The organism is Streptomyces coeruleorubidus, from assembly GCF_028885415.1.
Taxonomy (GTDB): domain Bacteria; phylum Actinomycetota; class Actinomycetes; order Streptomycetales; family Streptomycetaceae; genus Streptomyces; species Streptomyces coeruleorubidus_A.
Genome location: NZ_CP118527.1, coordinates 2,303,184 through 2,326,470 on the forward strand (window position 1 = coordinate 2,303,184; position 23,287 = coordinate 2,326,470).

A 23,287-nucleotide genomic window follows, 5' to 3' on the forward strand; every position below is an offset into this window, starting at 1 on the left:
GATCTCGCGTATCGCGTCTCATATATGACGTACGAAGTACGACGCGATGACGGTAGGAGGGCGCGTTTGTTTCGTCAATGCTTCTGACGAAGGAAGTAGCAATCGCTTTCTACGACCTGGGCTTCCACCCCGGATCCCGCCCGCTCAGCCCCACCGTCCGGTCCAGCAGCGGCGCGCCCTCCTCGACGGGGACGACGGGGCCGAAGATCTCGCCCCGGCCGGGGTCGTCGACCGACGCGGCGAGGAAGTCGTGGCAGGTCTGGAGCGCGGCCGGGTCGGGGGCGTACGGCTGGCCGGTCGCGCGGGCGAGGTCCCAGCCGTGGATCACCAGCTCGTCGGTGGCGACCAGGCCCGCGATCTCGCCGGGCAGGTCGACGCCCCCGGCCCGGGTCATGCCGGTCCAGGCGGCCGGGTCGCGCCAGGCCTCGGCCAGTCCGGCGAGGACCCTGGGCAGCTCCTCGCGCCAGCCGGGCCCGATGTCCGGGAGCGCGGAGTCCGGGCTGGTGTCGGTCGTGGCGCCCAGGTCCTTGCGGCCGGTGTCACGGAAGGCGACGGTCAGCCCGACCAGGTGGCCCAGCAGGTTGCGCACCGCGTACTCCGGGCAGGGCGTCGGGTCCGCCAGTTGCTCGTCGGTGACGCCTTCGGCCAGGCGCGCCAGGACCGCCGTCTGCGCTCGGAGGTCGAGGGTCGGGGTGGTGTCGGTCATCGGCTGTCCCTCTCCTGGTTTCGCTTCCTGGGAGTTGAAGTGCTCTCCCGGCTGAAGCCGGTCCGCGCTCGGGGGCGAACGCCCATCCCTGCTCCCACCCCTCGCCGCTGGGAGAGGGGCCGACCGTACCCACCACGGTGATCTCCGGGTGGTGTTCACTCAGGGCGTCGTGGATCCGGGCCAAGCGGTCGGGGAAGGGGAGTGCGGACTCGGAAAAGCGCCGTTCGGGCCGTCGCACTCGACGGCCCGAACGGCGCGGCAGGCGATTGCTGTTGCGTGCAGCCTGACCTCGCCACGAACACGATCGCAGCCAACACCTCCCGGCACCCTAACGGCCGAACTGGAGGTATACCCCTTCCTCAGTGCCGTCGTAGTTCAGCCTCAGCTTGAACGTGATCGAACTGAAGGGATCGGACTTGCTGACGTGAATGGTGCCGTTGGAATCGGTGGGCGGACCTTCCTTGGGCTTGCCCGTGACCATGTTGCCCTGAGGGACCTTGAAGTCCGCGTCGCCGCTGATCCGGGTAACAGTCGTACCCGCCTCGAACGTCATGATCGAGGCGAGCGATCCCAGGTGAAGAATGGCATCCTGCACCTTGCCACCGAAGTCGATTTTGAACTCGGTGTCGTCTCTTCTGCTCCTGAGTTCCACCGAGTCCGAGGAGGGCAACTGAGGGGTGAAGAGGGCCGATCCGAATTCGGTGTGCTCCCCGTTGATGTCCACGGCGCCCAAAGTGCCCGTGACCCCGCTGACCGTCACCGTTCGGCCGCCCAACTTCCCGGTTGCTTTACGCTCGCTGTCGCGGGACGTCCAGTCGACGAACTCTACTGTCCTGCCGAACTGGAGGTATACGCCTTCCTCAGTGCCGTCGTAGTTCAGCCTCAGCTTGAACGTGATCGAACTGAAGGGATCGGACTTGCTGACGTGAATGGTGCCGTTGGAATCAGTGGGCGGACCTTCCTTGAACCTGCCCGTGACCATGTTGCTCTGAGGGACCTTGAAGTCCGCGTCGCCGCTGATCCGGGTAACAGTCGTACCCGCCTCGAACGTCATGATCGAGGCGAGCGATCCCAGGTGAAGAATGGCATCCTGCACCTTGCCACCGAAGTCGATTTTGAACTCGGTGTCGTCTCTTCTGCTCCTGAGTTCCACCGAGTCCGAGGAGGGCAACTGAGGGGTGAAGAGGGCCGATCCGAATTCGGTGTGCTCCCCGTTGATGTCCACGGCGCCCAAAGTGCCCGTGACCCCGCTGACCGTCACCGTTCGGCCGCCCAACTTCCCGGTTGCTTTACGCTCGCTGTCGCGGGACGTCCAGTCGACGAACACCTGCGCTTCTGTTGCCCTCACTTGCTGTTGTGTTGCCATCATCTTGACCTCCTGACGATCTGGCCATTTCAACCAAAGGGTCTGCCCCAGCCTCTCAAGTGGAAGAGCCTCAAGCAAAGTTGAAATACGAAGTGCTGTCGGACCTCTCTTCCAGGCTAGCCGGATACAAAATTCGCGCACCTCGGGAGATCCTGCCATTTCATCTGTAGAAAGCCGGACTAAGAGCGATGGGCAGGCGAGTCATGTTTCTCTTTGTCGGCGAGCGTGCAGCACCTGGGCGGGATATCGAAGTCGACGGCCCATCGAAGGTTCCCGATCTGGTCGAGGGCTGGAGTCTGGGCCCCGTGGATCGAGACAGGCCAGGCTCCAAGATGCCTGTCCTGTCGGGCGCGAACGGACTGCCCCTCGTTCTCGTTGTCCTTGGTCGCCACTTCAAGCCTCAGCGTCTGAGCTGCGAAGGTGGCTACGAGGCAAGCGCATCGGCGTCCGTATCACCCACAAGGGAATCGAGTCCTCCGAGCGACTCGGGCGACGCAACAGTCGCCGGGGTCCGCCTGGCAGTGACCAGGGCTCGGAGCCGTCTCGGACAGCCCCGTTCACAAGGCTGGGCCTGCGTCAGTTCGGGAAGCTGATCGCGCTACGCGAGCGCGCGGATCCGGTTCGCACAGGCCGCCCGTGGGGCCTGCCGCTGGAGGACCGAGTGCTTCTGGTTGCCGCCTGCTGGCGGACGAACCCGCCCCCGCGCCAACCGGCGCCCGTTTCTACGGCACTTGCCCGATTCCAGCTCGCGGGCCTTAGAACCACGATGACCAGGCATGACGAACAGAACCGCCTGGCCCATGGTGCGCGTCCTGCGCGACCGCAACGCAGGGCTCTACCTCTCCGGAGTGGTGGTCTCCGGCTTCGGTACCTCGGCCCTGTGGCTGGCCTCCGGCGTGTGGGTCAAGGACCTCACCGGCTCGGACGGCCTGGCCGCGCTGTGCATGCTCGCCATGTGGCTGCCGACCCTGGCCGGACCGCTGCTCGGCACGCTCGCCGACCGGGTCCGCCGCAAACCCCTGTTGATCGGCGTGAACCTGCTCCTGGGCGCCCTCCTGCTCACCCTCGTGGGCGTCGACGCCCCGGGCGACCTGTGGCTGCTGTACGCGGTGCTGTTCGTATACGGCGCGGCGGGCGTCGTCCATGACGCGGCCGAGTCGGCGCTCGTCGCGACCGCCGTCGACCCGTCCCTGCTCGGCGACTTCAACGGTCTGCGCATGACGGCCAACGAGGGCATGAAACTCCTGGCCCCGCTGGCGGGCGCGGGCCTGTACGCGGCGTACGGCGGCGCGAGCGTCGCCCTCCTGGACGCGGCGACGTTCGTCCTGGCCACCGGCCTGTACGCGGTGCTGCGGGTGCGGGAGGAGAAGCCGGCGCGGCCCACCGGCACCCGCCGGGGGCGGACCGCCGAGGGCGTCCGCCACCTGTGGGCGCACCCCGTGCTGCGCCCCCTGGTCCTGGCGGGCGGCGCCACCATGCTGTTCGCCGGCCTGAACGGGGCGATGGCCTACGCCGTCGTCGACGGCCTCGGGCACTCCCCCGCGTACGCCGGTGTGCTGTACGCCGTGCAGGGCGCCGGGTCGGTCGCGGTCGGTCTGTTCTCCGGCACCGCCCTGCGCCGCCTGGGCGAGCGGCGCTTCGCGGCGTACGGCATCGCGCTGCTGGCCGTCGCGGTGGCCCTGCGGGCGGTGCCGTCCGACCCACTGGCGCTGATGTGCGGCGCGGCGATCGGGGCGGGGCTGCCCGCCGTGCTGATCGCCACGCTGACGTCCGTGCAGCGCGAGACGCCGGGCCCGCTGCTGGGCCGGGTCACCGCCACCGCCAACACGCTGGTGTACACGCCGAACGTGGTCGGGCTGGCCGCCGGGGCGGCCCTGGTCGAGCTGGTGAGCCACCGGCTGGTGCTGGTGGCCCTGGGCGTGGCCCTGCTGGTGACGGCCGCGGCGCTGCTTCAGAGCCCGGCGAGAGCGGAACGGACCGCCTCCAGGTCACCGTCGGACGCCAACCCGGCGTGATACAGCCGCAGTTCGGTGGCGCCGAGCCGCCGTGCCTCGGCCGCGTCGGCGGCGAGGGTGCCGGGGCTGCCGCCCATGCCGGAGACGACGGTGAAGTTGGCGGCGATGACGGCGCCCTCCTTGCCCTGCCGGGCGAACGGCGTCAGGGTGCCGGTGCCGCCCGCGCAGGGCACGACCACACCGTCCGCGACGGACAGGATGTGCGCCGGGTCGACGCCCGGGTTCGCACCGACGTGGTACGACACCGGGTCCGCGTGCAGCAGCACCTGGAAGCCCTCGGGCGCGGCCGCCCGCACCGCCGCCACGGCCTCCTCCTGGAGCGTGCGGGCCGTTTTGTCGCGCCACGCGCGCGTGGTGTTCGCGAGCGTCTCGCCGAGGAGCTTCTCGACGCCCGTCCAGCCTCCGTCGGAGGGCGTCGCCCCCTGCCACACCGGCTCCAGCGCGGTCCGTACGGCGGCGGCCAGCTCGTCGGCGTCCAGGCCGTGCCGGCCGTAGCCCTCCCGGCAGGCCGGGCAGAAGCACAGCGCCATCAGGTACTGCCCGGCGTCGCCGAGGCCGACGCCGCCGGTCTTGTCGTGGGCGTGCAGATGCTGCAGGCCGTACCAGCCGAGGGACTCCAGCTCGGTCCCGCGCGCCCCGGGCCGTACGGCCGCCTCCGCCGCCAGGTCGGTCAGGTACGCGCGCGTGGCGGGCTGGGCGATGCACGGCGCCCAGGGGTAGCGGTCGCCGTAGGCGTTGACGACCGAGGTGTCCGGGTGCTCGGCGCCCAGGCGGGAGTTGTGCGCGAGGACGACCCAGGTGTGCACCTGGAGGCCGGCGTCCGCGAGCGCGGCGGCGGCCTCCCCGAAGGCGTCCCCGGGGGCCCAGTCACCGGCCGCGTAGGGGCGCAGCTCCCGCCCGTCCCAGCGGCCGCCCAACGGGTACAGCACGGCGGCGTGCTCGGCGGTGACGATGCGGTGGCGCGGGTGGCGGGGCGTGAGCGCGCGCGTGGAGTGGTAGGCGGCGGCGAGCGTCACCTGCTCCACGCCGAGCGCGGCGATCCGCGCGGGCGCCTCCGGGTCCCCGTTGACGTCCCAGGGGTAGACGAATGCCGACGCCTTCACTGTGCCTCCTCAAGCAGCGCGTAGCCGCGCTCGATCACTTCGGCGAGCTGCTTGACATGATCCTCGGCCGGCTCGTGCAGCGGGGGGCGTACCTCCCCCACGTCCAGTCCGCGCAGTCGTACGCCGGCCTTGACGAGGGCGACGGCGTAGCCGCGGCCCTGGGCCCGCAGTTCGACGAAGGGGCGGTAGAAGCCGTCCAGCAGCTTCTCCACCGTGCTGTCGTCGCCGCTGCGCAGCGCCTGGTGGAAGGCGAGGGCGATCTCGGGCGCGAAGCAGAACACGGCGGACGAGTAGAGCGTGACTCCGAGGGCGCGGTAGGCGAGCTGGGTCTGTTCGGCGGTCGGCAGGCCGTTGAAGTAGAGGAAGTCGCCGGGGACCTCGGAGCGTACGGCGCTGACGATGCGCTGCATGAGGTCGAGGTCGCCGAGCCCGTCCTTGAGGCCGATGATCCCGTCCGTGCGGGCGAGTTCGACGACGGTCTCCGGGGTGAAGACGGCGTTGTCCCGCTGGTAGACGATCACGGGCAGGGCGGTCGCGGCGGCGATCTCCCGGTAGTGCCGCAGCAGCCCTTCCTGCCCGGCGATCACGAGGTACGGCGGCATGGCGAGCAGCCCGTCCGCCCCGGCCGCCTCGGCGAGCCGGGCGTAGCGCACGGCGAGCGCGGTGCCGTACCCGGCGCCCGCGACGACCGGCACGCGCCCCTCGGCCGCCTCGACGGCCACCTGGACGCACCGCTCGAACTCCTCGGGCGTCAGCGCGTGGAACTCGCCGGTGCCGCAGCAGGCGAACACGGCGGCGGCTCCGGCCTCGACCCCGCGGCGCACGTGCGTGCGGTAGGTGTCGAGGTCCACGGAGCCGTCGGGGCCGTAGGCGGTGACCGGGAAGAACAGCGGTCCGCTGGGGATGTTGAGTCGAGCGGCGAGAGGGGCTGACGTCACGAGCTCTCCCGGTTCCATATTCATGATTGCCGTCTATATTTCTGAACGCATCCACGCTAAAGCGCCGCCTCGGCGCGGGTCAAGCGCGCGAACCCGCGACACACCAGCGGATTCACTGCTTCCGCGGCATACTTGACGGGCTCCGCCCCGGATCCTTAGCGTGTCCACGAATATGAATGCCGTGCACTCATGTGCACGGTGGGAGATTCAAGGAGACCGAGGATGCCCGCTCCCCGCACCGTCCTGCTCACCGGCGCCGCCGGTGGCCTCGGCACCCTGATGCGGGACCTGCTCCCGGACTACGGCTACGAGCTGCGACTGCTCGACCTGCGCCCGATCGAGGGCGCGCCGGACGCGATCACCGCCGACCTCGCCGACCAGGACGCCGTGCGCGAGGCGGTCCGCGGCGTCGACGCGATCATCCACCTCGCCGGCATCTCCTTGGAAGCCCCCTTCGAGAAGATCCTCAAGGCGAACATCGAGGGCACCTACCACCTGTACGAGGCCGCCCGCGAGGAGGGCGTCGGCAGGATCGTCTTCGCCTCCTCCAACCACGCCGTCGGCTACACCCCGCGCCCCCAGGGCGACGACCCCCTGATCCCGGTCGACACCCCCCGCCGCCCGGACACCTTCTACGGCCTGTCCAAGTGCTTCGGCGAGGACCTCGCGCAGCTCTACTGGGACAAGCACGGCCTGGAGACGGTCTCGGTGCGCATCGGCTCCTGCTTCCCGGAGCCGACCAGCGTGCGCATGCTCTCGGTGTGGATGAGCCCCGCCGACGGCGCCCGCCTCTTCCACGCGGCCCTGACCGCCGAGCACGTCGGCCACACCGTCGTCCACGGCTCCTCCGCCAACACCCGGCTGTGGTGGGACCTCACCACCGCCCGGGCGCTCGGCTACGAACCGCAGGACGACTCCGAGCCGTGGGCCGAGAAGCTCATCGCCGAGCAGGGCGAGCTGGACCCGGACAACGAGGCGCACGCCTACCTCGGCGGCCACTTCGTGACGGACCCGCCGATCTGGCCGTACTGACCGGAAAGAGTCGTCGCGAGAGGGCGGGCGGGCAGAGAACGGGCCCGCCCGCTCGGGCGTTCGGGCACGGCCCGGATGCGGTCGGGCAGCGCCCTCAGGGGCGCGGGGAACTGCGCGACCAGCCACAACGCACCCGCGGACGGCCACGAACCCCCTGCGGCACGCGGCGCGTGTCCGGGACCGAACGGGCACACCCGGGCACGAACACTTCCGCAACAGACCTGGTCGCCGTGGAGCACCCGCTGTAGAACTTCCCCCATGGCCCGACCGAGGGCCCGAACGGGCAGCACAGCAGGAAGGCGGGTGACGGCCATGACCAGAACCGCGGAAGAACGCCAGCGCGAGATCGTCCGCGCCGCCCGCGCGAGCGGTTCCGTCGACGTCACCGCCCTCGCCGCCGAACTGGGCGTGGCCAAGGAAACCGTACGGCGGGACCTGCGTGTCCTGGAGGACCACGGCCTGCTCCGCCGCACCCATGGCGGCGCCTACCCGGTGGAGAGCGCCGGCTTCGAGACGACGCTCGCCTTCCGCGCCACCAGCCACGTCCCCGAGAAGCGCCGGATCGCGACCGCTGCGGCCGAGCTGCTCGGCGACGCCGAGACCGTCTTCGTCGACGAGGGCTTCACCCCGCAGCTCATCGCCGAGGCACTCCCCCGGGACCGGCCGCTGACCGTGGTCACCGCGTCCCTGCCGGTCGCCGGCGCGCTCGCCGAGGCCGACACCATGTCCGTCCTGCTGCTGGGTGGCCGGGTCCGCTCCGGCACCCTCGCCACCGTCGACCACTGGACGACGAAGATGCTGGCCGGATTCGTCGTCGACCTGGCGTTCATCGGCGCCAACGGCATCTCCCGCGAGCACGGCCTCACCACCCCCGACCCGGCGGTCAGCGAGGTCAAGACACAGGCGATCCGGGCCGCCCGCCGCACGGTCTTCGCGGGCGTGCACACCAAGTTCGGAGCGGTCAGCTTCTGCCGGTTCGCCGAGGTCGGCGCACTGGAGACGATCGTGACGAGCACGCTGCTGCCGGCAGCCGAGGCCCACCGCTACTCACTGCACGGCCCACAGGTCATCCGCGTCTGACCCGCCGGCCCCGCCCCCACAGGGCTCAACCACGCCCTGCCATGCCCCTTATCTCCCCATAAATCCAGGAGCGATCCATGCGAACCCAGAGCCGACGACGGCCACCGCGAGCCACGCTCGCCATGGCCGCCGCAGGGACGCTGCTCGCCCCGCTGCTCTCCGGCTGCTGGGTCGGGGCGGGCGGGGCCGGATCCGGCGGCGACGCCATCAACGTCCTGATGGTCAACAACCCCCAGATGGTCGAGCTGCAGAAGCTCACCCGCGCCCACTTCACCGAAGAGACCGGCATCAAGGTCAACTTCACCGTCCTGCCCGAGAACGATGTCCGCGACAAGATCAGCCAGGACTTCGCCAACCAGGCCGGCCAGTACGACGTCGCCACGCTGTCCAACTACGAGATACCGATCTACGCCCGCAACGGCTGGCTGCACGAGATGAACGGCTACGTCGCGAAGGACCCGGGCTACGACGAGCAGGACATCCTGAAGCCGATGCGCCAGTCCCTCACCGGGGACGACGGCAAGCTCTACGGCCAGCCCTTCTACGGCGAGTCCTCGTTCCTGATGTACCGCAAGGACGTGTTCGAGAAGAAGGGCCTGACGATGCCCGCCCACCCCACCTGGCAGCAGGTGGCGGACCTCGCGGCCAAGGCGGACGGCGCCGAACCGGGCATGAAGGGCATCTGCCTGCGCGGCCTGCCCGGCTGGGGCGAGGTGATGGCCCCCCTGACCACCGTCGTGAACACCTTCGGCGGCACCTGGTTCGACAAGAACTGGAAGGCACAGCTCGACTCCCCCGCCTTCGAGAAGGCGACGAAGTTCTACGTCGACCTGGTCCGCGCGCACGGCGAGTCCGGCGCCGCCCAGTCCGGATTCGCCGAGTGCCTGAACAACATGACCCAGGGCAAGGTCGCCATGTGGTACGACGCCACCTCCGCGGCCGGATCCCTGGAGGCGGCGAACTCGCCGGTCAAGGGCAAGATCGGCTACGCCCCCGCACCCGTCGAGAAGACCGAGTCCTCCGGCTGGCTCTACACCTGGGCCTGGGGCATCCAGCAGGCCTCCCGCAACTCCGACGACGCCTGGAAGTTCGTCTCCTGGGCGTCCGGCAAGGAGTACGAGCAGCTGGTCGGCGACGAAATCGGCTGGTCCAACGTCCCGGCCGGCAAACGGGCCTCGACGTACGCCAACGCCGACTACCGCAAGGAGGCCGCCGCCTTCCAGGAGATGACCAAGGAGGCCATCGAGGGAGCCCGGCCCAATGATCCCGGCGTGCAGCCGCGGCCCGCGCCCGGCATCCAGTTCGTCGGCATCCCCGAGTTCACCGACCTCGGCACCAAGGTCTCGCAGGAGATCAGCGCGGCCATCGCCGGACGCCAGTCCGTCGAATCGGCCCTGAAGAAGTCGCAAGCGCTCGCCGAGAAGATCTCCGAGGAGTACGAGGGACGATGACCGCCACGACAACGGCCCCCCTGGCCGCTCCCGAGACGCGCACCCCGGTCCGCCGGCCCTCCGCCCGCCTGCGCGCCTGGGCCACCCGCGCCCCGCTGCTCCCCGCCCTGATCTTCATGATCGTCGTGACCCAGCTGCCCTTCGTGGCCACGCTGGTGATCTCCTTCTTCGACTGGAACTCCCTCTATCCCGACGCCCGGCAGTTCACCGGCCTCGACAACTACCAGGAGGTCCTCACCGACCCGGACCTGCGCCGGTCGGTGTGGACGACCGTCCTGCTGACGGTGGCGGTGGTCCTGGCCAGCCTGGTGCTGGGCCTCGTCCTGGCGCTGCTGCTGGACCGGAGGTTCCGCGGCCGGGGCATCGTACGGACGCTGCTGATCGCACCCTTCCTGGTCGTACCGGTCGCGGCGGCCCTGCTCTGGAAACATGTGCTCTACAACCCCGAATACGGGTTGTTCAACGGGTTGTTGCACTATGTGGGCGGCCCACAGCCCGACTGGATCTCGAACACCCCGCTGCTCGCGGTCGAGGCGTCGCTCGTCTGGCAGTGGACGCCGTTCATGATGCTGATCCTGCTGGCCGGCCTGCAGAGCCGTGACCACCAGCAGATCGAGGCGGCCCGGGTCGACGGCGCGAGCGACTGGCAGATCTTCGTCCACCTGACGCTGCCACATCTGCGCCGCTACCTCGAACTGGGCGCCCTGCTGGGCTCGATCTACATCGTCCAGAACTTCGACGCGGTCTTCACGATCACGTCCGGCGGCCTGGGCACCGCCAACCTCCCCTACACCGTCTACCAGAGCTTCTACCAGGCCCACGAGAACGGCCTCGCCTCGGCCGCGGGCGTCCTGGTGGTCATCGGCTCGATCGTCATCGCGACCTTCGCCCTGCGCGTGGTGTCGTCCCTGTTCCGCGAGGAGGTGTCCCGCGCATGAGCACGAACGCCCTGCGTGTCCGTCGTGTCCGTGGCAAGGGTGCGGGCCTGGGCCTGCTGGCCTGGCTGCTCGGCGTCGCGTTCTTCCTGCCCATCGCGTGGATGGCGCTGACGTCCTTCCACTCCGAGCAGGACGCGGCGACCAACCCGCCGTCCTTCGCCGCCGCCCTGACCCTGGACGGCTACCGCGAGTTCTTCGGCGCGGGCGGCGGCGCGAGCCCCTGGCCGGCGCTGATCAACTCCACGGTCGCGTCCGTGGCCTCGACCCTGCTGGTCCTGCTGCTGGCCTTCCCTGCGGCGTACGCGCTGTCGATCAACCGCGTCCGCAAGTGGACGGACGTCCTGTTCTTCTTCCTCTCCACGAAGATGCTGCCGGCGGTCGCGGGCCTGCTCCCGATCTACCTCTTCGCCAAGAACGCCGGGATGCTCGACAACATCTGGCTGCTGGTCATCCTCTACACCTCCATGAACCTGCCGATCGCGGTGTGGATGATGCAGTCGTTCCTCGCCGAGATCCCGGTCGCGGTGATCGAGGCGGCCCGGGTGGACGGGGCACGGCTGCCGACGGTCCTCGCGCGGGTCGTGGCCCCGATCGCCCTCCCGGGCATCGCCGCGACGGCACTCATCTGCTTCATCTTCAGCTGGAACGAACTGCTCTTCGCACGGGTGCTGACCGGCGTGGTCGCCGAGACCGCCCCCGTCTTCCTGACCGGCTTCATCACCAGCCAGGGCCTGTTCCTGGCGAAGGTGTGCGCCGCGTCGCTCGTCATCTCCCTGCCGGTGCTCGCCGCGGGGTTCGCCGCCCAGGACAAGCTGGTCCAGGGCCTGTCGTTGGGAGCCGTCAAATGAAGGCCGCCGTCATCGAGTCCGTGGGCAAGGCCGTCGTCGCCGAGGTCCCCGACCCGACGCCCGGCCCGCGCCAGGTCGTCGTCGAGGTCGCGGCCTGCGGCCTGTGCGGCACGGACCTGCACATCCTCCAGGGCGAGTTCGCCCCCGAGCTGCCCATCGTGCCCGGGCACGAGTTCGCGGGCGAGGTGGTCGGGGTCGGCACCCAGGTCACGGAACTGTCGGTCGGCGACCGGGTAGCGGTGGACCCGTCCCTGTACTGCTACGAGTGCCGCTACTGCCGTACCGGCCACAACAACCTCTGCGAACGCTGGGCGGCGATCGGCGTGACGACGGCCGGAGGGGCCGCGAAGTACGCCCTCGCCCCCGTGGCGAACTGCGTGAAGCTCCCCGACCACGTCCGCACGCAGGACGCGGCCCTGGTGGAGCCCCTCTCCTGCGCGGTACGCGGCTACGACGTGCTCCGCTCCCGCCTCGGCGCGCACGTCCTGATCTACGGCTCCGGCACGATGGGCCTGATGATGCTGGAGCTGGCCAAGCGCACGGGCGCGGCGAGCGTGGACGTCGTCGACGTGAACCCGGCCCGCCTGGAGACGGCCCGCCGCCTCGGCGTCTCGGCGGCGGCCGCGGGCCCGGACGAACTGGACCGCCCGCAGGGCTGGGACCTGGTCGTCGACGCCACGGGCAACGCGGCAGCGATCCAGGACGGCCTGGACCGGGTGGCGAAGGCCGGCACGTTCCTGCAGTTCGGTGTGGCCGACTACGCGACGCGCGTGACGATCGACCCGTACCGCATCTACAACCAGGAGATCACCATCACGGGCTCGATGGCGGTGCTGCACAGCTTCGAGCGCGCGGCCGAGCTGTTCGCGAACGGGGTCCTCGACCCCGACGTCTTCATCAGCGACCGGATCCCGCTGGAGCGGTACCCGCAGGCGCTGGAGCAGTTCGCGTCAGGGGTCGGCCGCAAGATCGTGGTCGTGCCGTAGGGAACGGACCGCTGCGGGCGGGGCGGGCGAAATTCGCTGGGGCGCCTGCCCCGCCCCCCGTACGCTCGCGGCATGCCACGACCCCACGGATTCGCTTACGAGCAGCACGCGGGCGGAACCGTCCGCATCACCCACCACGGCCGCCCCGCCACCACGCTGAACGGCCCCCGGGCCGAGCAGTTCCTCGCCGAGGTCGAGGCCTCCGACCCCCAGCTCGTCATGGCCCGCTGGACCGGAAACTACAAGCGGGGCAACGAACGCACCGCCCGCGACCACCCCCGCAACCGCCGCTGACCCGAATGGGCGCAGGGTAAGGGAACGGCAAAACCGCCTCGATCGTTCACCCGGCATGACAGCTATGACCCCCGGCTCGAACATCCCCCTGTCCGCCACCCGCGTGACGGTCGACGTCGCCGCCCCGGTGCGGCTCGACGTATCGGGCCTGCTGCTCACCGCCGACGGCAAGGTGCGCTCCGACGACGACTTCATCTTCTACAACCAGCCTTCGGGCCCGGGCGTGACGTACCGCTCGGGCGGCGGCACCACGCCCGACGCGATCGTGGTCGACACGACGGCCGTGCCCCCCGGCATCGAGAAGATCGTCGTCACGGCGAGCCCGGACGCCGCGGGCCAGACCTTCCGTGGCATCGAACCGACGGCCACGATCCGCAACGCGGACGACAGCTCCGTCCTTGCCTCGTTCACGCCCCCGCAGCTCGGTGACGAGACGGCCCTGGTGATCGTGGAGATCTACCTGCGCAACGGCCAGTGGAAGGCCCGAGCCGTCGGCCAGGGATACGCCAACGGCCTCGCGGGCATCGCCACGGACTTCGGTGTCTCGGTGGAGGAGCCGGTCGCCCCGGCCCAGCAGCCGGTGACCCCGCCGCCGGCTCCGACGCAGCCGCCGGTGGCTCCGCCGGCCCCGCCCGTCACCACACCCGCGGCGCCCCCGGCTCCGGCCACGCCTCCGCCGCCCGCGCCCGGCGCCGGAAAGATCAACCTCGACAAGGGCCGCGTCAGCCTCCAGAAGAACCAGACCGTCTCCCTCGTCAAGGGCGGCCGCCCGCTGCTCGCCTCCGTCAAGATGGGCCTCGGCTGGGAGCCGGCGTACCGCGGCAAGGACATCGACCTGGACGCCTCGGTCATCGCCTACGGGCCGCAGCGCAACCACATCGACAGCTGCTACTTCGGCAAGCTCCAGATCGTCGGTGGCGCGATCCGGCACTCCGGCGACAACCTCACGGGCGAGGGCGGCGGCGACGACGAGGTGATCACGGTCGACCTCGGCCGTCTCCCGCAGGAGGTCACCGGCCTGGTCTTCACGGTCAACTCCTTCTCCGGCCAGAAGTTCACGGAGGTCGCCAAGGCCTACTGCCGCCTCCTGGACGGCACGACCGGAGAGGAACTGGTCCGCTTCGACCTCACCAGCGCCGAGCCGCAGACCGGCGTGATGATGGCCAAGCTGATCCGCCAGTTCTCCGGCGAGTGGGAGATGACGGCGATCGGCGACTTCGTGAAGTCCCGCACGGTCAGGGGAATGGTGAAGCCGGCGGCCCAGTCTCTGTAGCCAAGGGCTGGAGCCGGCATCTGCCGAAGCTAGTGGGCCGGCTGCTGGACATGCACCCTGTCGAGGAAGTCCCGCACCAGGGCGACGACTTCCTCCAGGTGGGTCTCCAGCAGCCAGTGCCCGCCGTCGAGCAGGTGCAGCTCGGCGTCCGGCAGATCACGCAGATAGGCACGTGCGGCGCCCTCGGGCATGTAGCCGTCCTGAGGGCCCCAGGCGATCAGCGTCGGGGGGCGGTGCTCCCGCAGATACGTCTGGTACTTCGGGAACCAGTCGAGGTTCTCCCGCAGGCCCTCCATCAGCCCGACCATGATCTCGCGGCGCTGCGGGGAGGCCAGCAGCGGCCAGGACAGCTTCCACAGGTCGGGACTGATCCGTTCGACGAGCCGCTCGTCGATCTCGCCGACGAACTCGTCGCGCAGCCCCTCCTCGGTCACCGCCTCCAGCAGCCGCGCCCGCCCTTGGGGCGTCGGGTGATCCCAGTACTCCCGGAGCGAGCTGTACTTCGGGCCGAGCTCGTCCTCGTAGATGTCCCCGTTCTGGATGATGAGCGCGGCGACCCGCTCAGGTGCGCGCATCGCCAGCCGCAGCCCGATCTGCGAGCCGTAGTCGTGCAGGTAGAGGGCGTACCGCCGTAGCTTCAGCACGCTGGTGAACCGCTCCAGGAAGCCGGCGTACCCGTCGAAGGTGTACGAGAAGCCGGCCGGGTCCGGGGTGTCGCTGTAGCCGAAGCCGGGGAAGTCGGGCGCGACGAGCCGCCACCGGTCGGCCAGGGCCGGCATGAAGGCGCGGAACTGGAACGAGGAGGACGGATAGCCGTGCGGCAGCAACAAGGCGGGGGCGTCGGGGGGACCGGCCTCACGGTAGAAGACGCGGGTCCCGTCGACGTCCGCGTACCGGTGTGCCGTCCTGCGGGCCGGGCTGTCGATCGTTCTCGCCACCTGTGCTGGTCGGACACGGAGAGAGCCGGAGTACCCGCCGAACTCCCGAAGAAACCGACGACACCGCGCCGGTCAGCGGGCCCTCAGAGCCGCGCCGAAGGCCGCAGCCCCTCCGTCAGCAACGCCAGATAGCGCCGGATGTGCCCGCCCTCCCCGTCCGCCAGCTCCGCCGCCGTCGCCACCCCGTGCGCCAGCCGCAGTACGTCGATCGGCTCGACGTCCCGCCGGAGCGTGCCCGCTTCCTGTGCTGCCCGGACCAGGCGCACCGCCGCGCTCTTCACCGCGTCGCCGCAGGCCGTGGCCACGGTCGAGTCGCTCTGTGTGACGGCCGGGCCCAGCAGGGCTCGCAGGCCGCGCATCTGGATCATCCCGGCACCGAGTTCGTACAGCCACTCCACCAGCGCCTCACCCGGCGGCAGTTCCGCCGCGAGTTCGTCGGCCCGGGCCGCGATCGCCTCGATACGGTCGAGGTACGCGGCTTCCAGCAGCGCGTGCCGGGTCGGGAAATGCCGGTACAGCGTGCCGGAGCCGACCCCGGCCCGCTTGGCGATGTCGTCGAGCGACGCGCCTTCCCCGTGCTCGGCGAAGGCCTCCACGGCCACCTTCAGCAACCGCTCGTAGTTACGCCGAGCATCCGCCCGCATGGGCCTGACCTGCGCCATGCAGCCACTCCTCACGAACCGGGGAACCCTCTCCGTACCTTAATTCGGAGTCGGAGCCGAGAACGCCGGCACGTCACGCCGGCGACTGCCCCTTGATCAGAGCTGCGGGGACGGCCTGGTGCAGCACCTGCTCGCGAGGGAGCGTCAGGCGGAACGTCTCCTCCACGACGGCGAGGGACTTGGCGTGGGCCGCGGCCCTGTCGTCCTCGTCCGGGATGCCCGCGGCCCGCACCGCAGCGCTGAGCAGCTCCGGGCGAGTACCGGTGATCTCGCGCGACCAGGTGTGCATGTACATCTGGAAGCCGCACACGTGGACGCCGTCACGGAAGTAGCTGAACTCCGGCGGCGGCAGCTTCGGATTCTGCGTCTCGTAGTAGAACTGGAACACGTGATCGCCCTGCACGGACAGGCCATCGATGTAGCCGGGCCCCATGCACCCGGGCCACTCCCCGTACGCCACGGCATAGGACAGGTCCGCGCTCGTGCCGTAGCGCACCGCGATACTGTCGTCCCGGCCGCGGTCCCGGTCGCGCCGGGCCAGGAAGCCGACCAGCTCATCGGCACTGTGGTCGCCGAGCTCCACGGGAGGCTCGTCGCCGGCGAGGCGCCGCACGAGCTCCTCGGGCTCCACGCCCCGGGCCAGGGTGACGCAGTACCCCAGCCAGGTGAGGTCCTCGCGGGCCAGCCACGCTACTCCGTCGTTCATTTCCCCTCTTTCCTGCGCGGCGGGGGGGCACCGTACGCCGCCCCCGCCGACCCGACGGTTCGGTAACACCCTGCCGAACCGGTCGCCTCACATCTTCATCGCCCCCGCCGCCAGATCCCGCAGGAAGTGCCGCGCCCCGACCAGGAACACGACGATCAGCGGGATGACGCTCATCAGCGCACCGGCCATCACCAGTGAATAGTCGGTGTTGTAGAGGATGTTGAGATTCGCCAGGGCGACCTGGAGGGTGACCTTGTCGGGGTCGATCATGACGACCAGGGGCCAGATGTAGTCGTTCCAGAGGCCGATGAACGTGAAGATGCCGAGGAAGGCGAGGGCCGGCCGGAACAGCGGCAGGGCGACCGTCCAGTAGAGGCGGAAGAAGCCGGCGCCGTCGATCCGCCCGGCGTCCAGCAGTTCGTCCGGCAGCGAGTTCTGCGCGTACTGGCGCATCCAGAAGATGCCGAAGGCGTTCGCCGCGCTGGGAATGATCAGTGCCTTCAGGGAGCCGGCCCAGCCGAACTCGGCCATGGTCACGAACTGCGGCACCAGGGAGAGCTGCGCGGGGATCATGTACGTCACCAGCAGCATGCCGAAGAGGAACTTCTTCGCCGGAAACTCGTACTTGGCGAAGGCGAACGCGGCCAGCGAGTCGAAGAACAGCACCAGCACGGTCCCGAGCACGGCGACGACGACGGTGTTGAACAGCGAGCCGAAGAAGTCGACGGTGTCGAGCACCCGCCCCATGTTGTCCAGCAGATGCGGCCCCGGCACCAGCTTGGGCGGGTAGCGGTAGATGTCCTGCGTGGTGCCGGAGGCCAGCACCACCAGCCAGTAGAAGGGGAACAGCGAGACCAGCACACCGAGCAGCAGCACCGCCCGGACGCAAGTGCGGCTGAGCCTGCTGCCGGAGCCGACGGCCAGGCCCGCGCTCCCGGTCGACCTCTGTTCAGCGGCCACGGCGTGCCCCCTTGCGGCGCAGCAGACCGGCGATGCCGGGCCGGCGGTCGTCGTCCGAGCCGGCGACCAGACGCCAGTTGATGACGGTGAAGACGGCGATGATCGCGAAGAGGACCCAGCCCATGGCGGCGCCGTAGCCGAACTGGTGCTCCTTGAAGGCCTTCTGCCACAGATAGAGCACGATGGTCATCCCTTCCTGGCCCGGCCCGCCCGTGGTTCCGACGTCGGTCGACTGGAAGAGCACCTGGGACTCGGTGAAGATCTGCAGGCCGTTGATGGTGGAGGTGACGGCGGCGAAGAGCACCACGGGCCGCAGTTGCGGCAGTACGACCCGGAAGAGGGTCTGCCTGCTGTTCGCGCCGTCGACGCGGGCGGCCTCGAAGTGCTCGGTGGGGATGGCCTGGAGGCCCGCCAGGAAGATCAGCGCGTTGTAGCCGACCCACCGCCAGATGATCATGAGGGAGACGGACGACTTGATGCCCCACTCCGAGGACAGCCAGCCCACCCCGTCCAGCCCGATCACCCGCAGCGCCGAGTTGGCGAGGCCCGCCTGGGCGAAGACCGAGCCGAAGACCACGGTCATGGCGACCATCGAGGTGACGTTGGGAATGAAGTACGCCACCCGGTAGGCACCGGAGAAGCGGACCTGCGAGTGCAGCAGGAACGCCAGGACCAGGGCCAGGAACAGCATCGGCACCGTGGACAGGAACCAGATCTCGAAGGTGTTGAGCACCGAGTGCCAGAACACCGAGTCCTGCAGCAGCCAGCCGTACTGCTTGAGCCCGACGTAGCGCATGTCGCCGATGCCGTCCCAGTCCTGGAAGGACAGGTAGACGGAGAAGACGATCGGGAAGGCGCCGAAGGCGGCGAACAGCACGTAGAACGGGGAGATGGCGAGCAGGGGCGGGAAGTGCCGCCTGCGGCCGCCCGGGGTGGTGGGTTTCGTACGGCCGGCCGGCTGCTTCTCGTTCGCCGCCGGCGCGTCGGCCGGGTCGAGGACGGTCGCCATGTCAGCTCACCCCCACCCGGGACAGCGTGGTCTCGGCGGTGTTCACAGCGTCCCGCCAGGCCCGGTCGGGGTTCTTGCCGAGCATTTCCACATTGGTCAGCTCCTGGAAGAACGGGGTGTTCGCGGACTCCTCGTAGGGGCTGAAGTAGACGACCGGGGCCTTCTCGGCGGCCGGGCCGAAGACGTCGATGGGCTGCTGACCGCCGAAGAAGGGGTCGGGCTTGTGCATCGCCGGGTCGGCGTAGGCGGCCGGGGTGGTGGGGAACAGGGCCATCTCCTGGTAGCTCTCGAGCTGGTTCGCCGGGCTCAGCAGCCACTTCAGGAAGGCGAAGCCCGCCTCGGGGTCCCGGCAGTAGCGGGTCAGCGTCATGTACGAGCCGCCGTAGTTGGCGGGGCCGTCCGGCATGGTGGTCAGCCGCCAGGACCCGGAGGTCTTCGGGGCGGTGTCCTTCAGGCCGTTGATGGCCCACACCGCCGTGGTCATCGTGGCGATCCGGCCGCCGCTCATGGCCGCGTTGAAGTCGGGTGTGCCGTCCGTGATCCTGGCGCTGAGTCCCTGGCGGAGGATGTCCACGGACAGGTCCCAGGCACGCCGGATGTGTTCCTGGTCGCCGATGAAGCGGTTGTCGGCGTCCACGAACTGTTTGGGGCTCTGCAGCAGGACCTGCTGGAAGACGTTGCCGATGTTGCTCACCAGGTACGGCTTTCCGGGCCCCTTCGCCCGCAGGGTCCGCCCGGCGGCGATGAACTTCTCCCAGGTGGGGATCTCCTCGGCGACGTCCGCCGGTTCGTGGGCCAGTCCGGCCTCCCGGAAGAGGTCCCTGCGGTAGTAGAGCGCGGTCGGGCCGGCGTCCAGGGGGAAGCCGATCATCCTGCCCGTCGGGGTGAAGCAGGCCTTCCACTTCCATTCGAGGTACTGGTCGCGGACGGACTGTGCGCCGAGCTCCCGCAGGTCGAGGAACTCGTTCTCGTCGGGGAAGAACGTGGCGAGGTTGTCGTTGTTGACGACCGTCACGTCCGGCACGTAGGCGCGCGCGGCGAGGCTGGTGCGCACCTTGGAGTCGATGTCGCCGTCGGGTATCTGCGAGCCCCGCACCTTCAGCCCCGGCACGCCGGGTACGCCGCGCCTGGCGGTGGCGAGCAGCTTGTCGCTGAGCGAGCCCTTCCAGTACCAGAGGCTGAGGTGGTCGGTGCCGGCGGAGGCCGATCCCTCAGCGGACCCGCATCCGGTCAGCCCGAGCAGGCCCGCCCCCGCACCACCAAGACAGGCCCCCAGGAAGCGTCTGCGGGACATCGTTCGGTGTTCCATGGGCGCGCACTCGCTTTCCGGGCGTGCCGCGGCCGGGCACAGCACTGCCGCGGGCCCGTTTTTTCACGGGGATGGGGGGAGGCTTCCCCGGTGAGGGAAGTGAAGACAACGATGTCGGCGGGCGCGTGGTGGTCGGGCCGACGGTCTCGCGATGGGGGTTTCTGCGGCTCGTGAACGTTCACGTGAGCGTTGCCGTCGAGTATCGGGGCGCCCGAAAACCGGTGTCAAGGGAGCTGCACGGAAGGGTCTGCCGGGCCCGCGCCCGGGCAGGTCAGGCGGAAGCGCGGACCACCAGCTCGGGCACCACCCACGCGTCCGCGCCGCGCAGCGGCTCCTCACTCGCGCGCAGCCGGGCCACCTGCTCCACGGCCAGCCGTCCCAGCTGCCGCTTGTCGATGTGCAGGGTGGTCAGGGCGGGGTCGACCAGCTCACCCAGGGAGAGACCGTCGAAGCCCAGCACCGCCAGATCGTCCGGGACGCTCCGGCCATGGCGGCGGGCGGCGCGCATCGCCCCGACCGCGATCAGGTCGTTGAAGCCGAAGACCGCGGTGATCTCGGGCCGCGCCGCCAGGAGCCGTTCCATGCCGGCCTCGCCGCCGGCCACGCTGTGCTCGGGGCACACCACGACCCAGTCCTCGTCGACAGGCAGTCCGAGCCGCCGCACCTGCTCCAGGAAGGCCAGCCTGCGGGGGCCGGGGCCGTGCACGCCGTCCAGCATGCCGATCCTGCGGTGCCCCCCGCGGAACAGGTGGTTCATGCCCTGCTCCACTCCCGTGGCGGCGTCGATGCCCACGGCCGCGAACCGGGTCTGCTGCGGACCGCGCTCCAGGAGCACCAGCGGCACGCCTCCGAGGTGCCGGGTGAGGACGTCGTCCGGGTCCTTGAAGTAGCCCACGACCGCGTCCGCCTGGTGGGACAGCACGTCGAGCGCCTGCCGCTCCCTGGCCTCGTCGATGCGGGAGTCCCACACGACCACCTGCCAGCCGCGTTGCTCGGCCGCCTCCAGCACCCCGGCTGCCACCTCGGGAAAGAACGGGTTGCGCAGGTCCGGGATGACCAGGCCCGCCGTCACCGCGCCCTTCTGGACGAGTCCGCGCGCGAACCGGCTGGGCCGGTAGTCCAGGAGCCGGGCCGCCTCCAGGACCCGCTCCTTGGTGGCCGGGTCGATCTCACCCTTGTCGTTGACCGCCCGGGAGACCGTCTGTCGTGACACCCCGGCCAGTCGTGCGACGTCGTGGATCGTGGCCCGGCGCCGGGCACCGTCGGGCCGCTCGGCACCCGGCTCCGCCCGCTGATTGTCGGTCCACACGTTCAGCACTTTATCCGGCTCCGGTCCCCGCCCGGCAGGGGCGGCCGGGCGGGCGCCTCAGCCGTCGAGCTCGGTGAAGAGCGTCAGCTGCAGGTCGCCCGGGGCTTCGAGCCGGGAGTTCAGGGAGTTCCAGGGGGTGCGCGTGGGCTCGGCGACCACCTCGGCTCCGGCGGCGGCCAGCTTCGCGGTGGTGGCGACGGAGTCGTCCACCTGGAAGGCGACCCGGACGTGCCCGGCCACCCGCCGCCCCACCTCGACCTCGTCGATGAAGGCGGCGTGGTTCGGGTCGGTCAGCTCCAGGGTGGCCCGCCCGGCCTCCAGGATCGTGACCCGCCCGTCCTCCGAGGCGAACGCGCCCCGCTCGGCCAGGCCGAGCACGTCCCGGTAGAAGTGCAGCGCTGCGTCGTAGTCGTCCGCCGTCACGACCAGGCGGAGTTCTCGTACGGCTGGTTCATCGGGCATGAGGGCTCCTCCGAGAGCTGGGGTAACGGCTGACAACCCACGGGCCGGCCGGTTGATTCCCACGCGCGGCCGGGCCGGACGCGGCAGAGGCCTCGTCAGAACAGCGCGCTGTACGCGTTCAACGCCGGCTGTCCGCCCAGGTGGGCGTAGAGGACCGTGGAGTCGCGACCGATCTCGCCCCGCGCGACCAGGTCGATCAGGCCGGCCATGGACTTCCCCTCGTACACGGGGTCGGTGACCATCCCCTCCGTCCGGGCCGCGAGCCGCATCGCCGCCAGCGTGGACTCATCGGGGACGCCGTACGTGCCCGCGTGGTACCGCTCGTCGAGTTCGACGTCGGACTCGGTCAACTCGCGCTTGAGGCCGATGAGCTGCCCGGTGCCGTGCGCGATCCGGGCGATCTGGCCGCGGGTCGCGGCGGGTTTCGCCGAGGCGTCGACGCCGAGCACGCGCCGGGGCCGCCCGCCCGCCTCCTCCAGCGCGGCGAACCCGGCGACCATGCCGGCCTGGGTGGAGCCGGTCACCGAGCACACGACCACCGTGTCGAAGAAGACGCCCAGCTCACGCTCCTGCTCGGCGACCTCGTACGCCCACCCGGCGAAACCGAGGCCGCCGAGCGGATGGTCGGAGGCCCCGGCCGGGATGGCGTACGGCTTGCCGCCCGCCTCCTCGACCTCCCTGAGCGCCTGCTCCCAGCTCTCCTTGAACCCGATCCCGAACCCGGCCTTCACCAGCCGTACGTCGGCCCCGGCGAGGCGGCTGAGCAGGATGTTGCCGACCTTGTCGTACACGGCGTCCGGCCAGTCCACCCAACTCTCCTGCACGAGCACGCACTTGAGCCCGGCCCGGGCGGCGACCGCCGCGACCTGGCGGGTGTGGTTGGACTGCACCCCGCCGATCGACACGAGCGTGTCGCAGCCCTTCGCGAGCGCGTCGGCGAGCAGGTACTCCAACTTGCGGGTCTTGTTCCCGCCGTAGGCGACACCGGAGTTGCAGTCCTCGCGCTTGGCCCAGAGGGCGGCGCCGCCGAGGTGCGCGGTCAGCCGCTCCAGGGGGTGGACGGGCGAGGGCCCGAAGAGCAGGGGGTAGCGCTCGTACGAGGAAAGGGACGGGGAAGGAGACGGGGACGGGGAAAGGGACATGGGTCCTCCCGGAGTCGGGATGGGGATCGGTCTCAGTCGGCGAGCTCTTCGAGCCCCCGCCAGATCTCCGCCGTGACGCGGACCGCCTCGGCCACGTCACCGGCCGCGCAGGCCTCGATCAGCCGCTCGTGCAGCCCGGCCGAACGGCAGCTGCCGCCCTCGCCGAAGCGCCGTCGCTCCAGGCGGCGGATGAGCGGGGTGTAGCGGGCGACGGTCGCGGCGGCCGCGCGGTTGCCGCTCACCCGGACGAGGACCTCGTGCAGCGCGTCGTCGGCGCGCAACGCCCCGTCCACGTCTCCGGTGCCGACGGCGGCGGCGAACCGCTGGTTGGCGGCGCGCATCGCCTCGATGTCCGCGGCACTCAGCCGGGGCACGGCGACCCGCGTCACGAGCTCGTGCATGGCGCCGACCACGGCGGCGGCGTCCCGGACGTCGGAGGCCACGAGCGGGGTCACCCGGGTGTAGCTCTGCGGCTTGCTCTCCAGCAGCCCCTCGTCCACGAGCCGGGAGAACGCCTCCCGCACCGGCGCCCGGGACAACCCCAGCCGCTCCGCGAGCTCGGCGTCCCGCACCACGGCACCGGGTTCGATCTCCCCCGCCACGATGGCGTCCCGGATCGCCGCGTACGCACGGTCCCTGAGCAGGGTCCGGGGCACGGGCCGGATGGCTTCCATGAACTGAAATGTTAGATGTCAGTACTAGGCGCGGACAAGGGTCAGGACAAGATCGTGGCCCGCACTCCCCACGCGGTGCGGGCCAC

The 23,287-nt window shown here is 70.4% G+C and carries 23 protein-coding genes and 4 pseudogenes; 11 read left to right on the forward strand and 16 right to left on the reverse strand.

Annotated elements, in window-relative coordinates:
- Positions 1-109: 109 nt before the first annotated feature.
- The 4 genes and pseudogenes from PV963_RS10710 to PV963_RS10720 all read right to left on the reverse strand — a co-directional run bounded on the left by PV963_RS10710 (position 110) and on the right by PV963_RS10720 (position 2,072).
- The gene (locus tag PV963_RS10710) at positions 110-706 is read right to left on the reverse strand and encodes a TIGR03086 family metal-binding protein (RefSeq protein ID WP_274815413.1); all 597 of its coding nucleotides are present in this window, start codon (positions 704-706) and stop codon (positions 110-112) included.
- 121 nt (positions 707-827) lie between these two features.
- Positions 828-944 (reverse strand): annotated as a pseudogene (locus PV963_RS43970) (hypothetical protein); the annotation flags it as partial.
- Positions 934-1,050 (reverse strand): annotated as a pseudogene (locus PV963_RS10715) (IS5/IS1182 family transposase); the annotation flags it as partial. The pseudogenes PV963_RS43970 and PV963_RS10715, both read right to left, overlap by 11 nt.
- Positions 1,035-2,072, reverse strand: coding sequence for a hypothetical protein (locus PV963_RS10720; RefSeq protein ID WP_274815414.1), 1,038 nt, complete (start codon positions 2,070-2,072; stop codon positions 1,035-1,037). The pseudogene PV963_RS10715 and the gene PV963_RS10720, both read right to left, overlap by 16 nt.
- 240 nt (positions 2,073-2,312) lie before the next feature.
- Here PV963_RS10720 and PV963_RS10725 point away from each other — a divergent pair.
- The 3 genes and pseudogenes from PV963_RS10725 to PV963_RS10735 form a co-directional block, all read left to right on the forward strand.
- Positions 2,313-2,568: pseudogene (locus PV963_RS10725) on the forward strand (IS5/IS1182 family transposase); the annotation flags it as partial.
- Between the two features lie 69 nt (positions 2,569-2,637).
- Positions 2,638-2,793 (forward strand): annotated as a pseudogene (locus PV963_RS10730) (IS5/IS1182 family transposase); the annotation flags it as partial.
- 55 nt (positions 2,794-2,848) lie between these two features.
- Entirely contained in the window at positions 2,849-4,087 is a 1,239-nt protein-coding gene (locus PV963_RS10735; RefSeq protein ID WP_274815415.1) for an MFS transporter, read from the forward strand.
- Here the strand turns inward: PV963_RS10735 and PV963_RS10740 are convergent.
- Together PV963_RS10740 and PV963_RS10745 are read right to left on the reverse strand one after the other, a co-directional pair.
- Positions 4,024-5,190 carry a hypothetical protein gene (locus PV963_RS10740; protein ID WP_274815416.1) on the reverse strand — a complete coding sequence of 389 codons (1,167 nt, stop codon included), beginning with the start codon at positions 5,188-5,190 and terminating at the stop codon, positions 4,024-4,026. The genes PV963_RS10735 and PV963_RS10740 overlap by 64 nt on opposite strands.
- Positions 5,187-6,128: a 5-dehydro-4-deoxyglucarate dehydratase gene (locus tag PV963_RS10745; RefSeq protein WP_274815417.1), complete on the reverse strand. Its 942-nt coding sequence runs from the start codon at positions 6,126-6,128 to the stop codon at positions 5,187-5,189. The genes PV963_RS10740 and PV963_RS10745 overlap by 4 nt, the downstream gene beginning before the upstream one ends.
- A gap of 222 nt (positions 6,129-6,350) precedes the next feature.
- Here PV963_RS10745 and PV963_RS10750 point away from each other — a divergent pair, with 222 nt between their 5' ends.
- The 8 genes from PV963_RS10750 to PV963_RS10785 all read left to right on the forward strand — a co-directional run bounded on the left by PV963_RS10750 (position 6,351) and on the right by PV963_RS10785 (position 14,030).
- Positions 6,351-7,160, forward strand: coding sequence for an NAD-dependent epimerase/dehydratase family protein (locus PV963_RS10750; protein ID WP_274815418.1), 810 nt, complete (start codon positions 6,351-6,353; stop codon positions 7,158-7,160).
- Positions 7,161-7,472: 312 nt separating this feature from the next.
- Positions 7,473-8,240: a DeoR/GlpR family DNA-binding transcription regulator gene (locus PV963_RS10755; RefSeq protein WP_274815419.1), complete on the forward strand. Its 768-nt coding sequence runs from the start codon at positions 7,473-7,475 to the stop codon at positions 8,238-8,240.
- Positions 8,241-8,317: 77 nt separating this feature from the next.
- Positions 8,318-9,691: an ABC transporter substrate-binding protein gene (locus tag PV963_RS10760; RefSeq protein WP_274815420.1), complete on the forward strand. Its 1,374-nt coding sequence runs from the start codon at positions 8,318-8,320 to the stop codon at positions 9,689-9,691.
- Positions 9,688-10,629: a carbohydrate ABC transporter permease gene (locus PV963_RS10765; protein ID WP_274815421.1), complete on the forward strand. Its 942-nt coding sequence runs from the start codon at positions 9,688-9,690 to the stop codon at positions 10,627-10,629. Before PV963_RS10760 ends, PV963_RS10765 begins: the two co-directional genes overlap by 4 nt.
- Positions 10,626-11,477: a carbohydrate ABC transporter permease gene (locus tag PV963_RS10770; protein ID WP_274815422.1), complete on the forward strand. Its 852-nt coding sequence runs from the start codon at positions 10,626-10,628 to the stop codon at positions 11,475-11,477. Before PV963_RS10765 ends, PV963_RS10770 begins: the two co-directional genes overlap by 4 nt.
- Complete coding sequence (locus tag PV963_RS10775; RefSeq protein ID WP_274815423.1) at positions 11,474-12,463, forward strand: zinc-dependent alcohol dehydrogenase family protein; 990 nt, start codon at positions 11,474-11,476, stop codon at positions 12,461-12,463. The genes PV963_RS10770 and PV963_RS10775 overlap by 4 nt, the downstream gene beginning before the upstream one ends.
- Before the next feature lie 72 nt (positions 12,464-12,535).
- Positions 12,536-12,757 carry a hypothetical protein gene (locus tag PV963_RS10780; RefSeq protein WP_274815424.1) on the forward strand — a complete coding sequence of 74 codons (222 nt, stop codon included), beginning with the start codon at positions 12,536-12,538 and terminating at the stop codon, positions 12,755-12,757.
- Positions 12,758-12,821: 64 nt separating this feature from the next.
- Positions 12,822-14,030 carry a TerD family protein gene (locus PV963_RS10785; protein WP_274821994.1) on the forward strand — a complete coding sequence of 403 codons (1,209 nt, stop codon included), beginning with the start codon at positions 12,822-12,824 and terminating at the stop codon, positions 14,028-14,030.
- A 29-nt stretch (positions 14,031-14,059) separates the two neighbouring features.
- On the opposite strand, the gene PV963_RS10790 is transcribed toward PV963_RS10785, so the two are convergent.
- From PV963_RS10790 to PV963_RS10835, 10 genes are all read right to left on the reverse strand, one after another.
- The gene (locus tag PV963_RS10790; RefSeq protein WP_274815425.1) at positions 14,060-14,968 is read right to left on the reverse strand and encodes an alpha/beta fold hydrolase; all 909 of its coding nucleotides are present in this window, start codon (positions 14,966-14,968) and stop codon (positions 14,060-14,062) included.
- An 83-nt stretch (positions 14,969-15,051) separates the two neighbouring features.
- Positions 15,052-15,630 carry a TetR/AcrR family transcriptional regulator gene (locus tag PV963_RS10795; protein WP_274815426.1) on the reverse strand — a complete coding sequence of 193 codons (579 nt, stop codon included), beginning with the start codon at positions 15,628-15,630 and terminating at the stop codon, positions 15,052-15,054.
- A gap of 73 nt (positions 15,631-15,703) precedes the next feature.
- The gene (locus PV963_RS10800) at positions 15,704-16,336 is read right to left on the reverse strand and encodes a DUF6461 domain-containing protein (RefSeq protein ID WP_274815427.1); all 633 of its coding nucleotides are present in this window, start codon (positions 16,334-16,336) and stop codon (positions 15,704-15,706) included.
- An 87-nt stretch (positions 16,337-16,423) separates the two neighbouring features.
- The gene (locus tag PV963_RS10805; RefSeq protein WP_274815428.1) at positions 16,424-17,296 is read right to left on the reverse strand and encodes a carbohydrate ABC transporter permease; all 873 of its coding nucleotides are present in this window, start codon (positions 17,294-17,296) and stop codon (positions 16,424-16,426) included.
- Complete coding sequence (locus tag PV963_RS10810) at positions 17,286-18,305, reverse strand: carbohydrate ABC transporter permease (protein ID WP_274815429.1); 1,020 nt, start codon at positions 18,303-18,305, stop codon at positions 17,286-17,288. The genes PV963_RS10805 and PV963_RS10810 overlap by 11 nt, the downstream gene beginning before the upstream one ends.
- Before the next feature lies 1 nt (position 18,306).
- Entirely contained in the window at positions 18,307-19,599 is a 1,293-nt protein-coding gene (locus PV963_RS10815) for an ABC transporter substrate-binding protein (protein ID WP_274815430.1), read from the reverse strand.
- A 286-nt stretch (positions 19,600-19,885) separates the two neighbouring features.
- The gene (locus PV963_RS10820) at positions 19,886-20,923 is read right to left on the reverse strand and encodes a LacI family DNA-binding transcriptional regulator (protein WP_274815431.1); all 1,038 of its coding nucleotides are present in this window, start codon (positions 20,921-20,923) and stop codon (positions 19,886-19,888) included.
- A gap of 57 nt (positions 20,924-20,980) precedes the next feature.
- Complete coding sequence (locus PV963_RS10825) at positions 20,981-21,385, reverse strand: VOC family protein (RefSeq protein WP_274815432.1); 405 nt, start codon at positions 21,383-21,385, stop codon at positions 20,981-20,983.
- Between the two features lie 95 nt (positions 21,386-21,480).
- Positions 21,481-22,527 carry a 1-aminocyclopropane-1-carboxylate deaminase gene (locus PV963_RS10830; protein WP_274815433.1) on the reverse strand — a complete coding sequence of 349 codons (1,047 nt, stop codon included), beginning with the start codon at positions 22,525-22,527 and terminating at the stop codon, positions 21,481-21,483.
- Between the two features lie 32 nt (positions 22,528-22,559).
- Entirely contained in the window at positions 22,560-23,201 is a 642-nt protein-coding gene (locus PV963_RS10835; protein ID WP_274815434.1) for a GntR family transcriptional regulator, read from the reverse strand.
- Positions 23,202-23,287 lie beyond the last annotated feature (86 nt).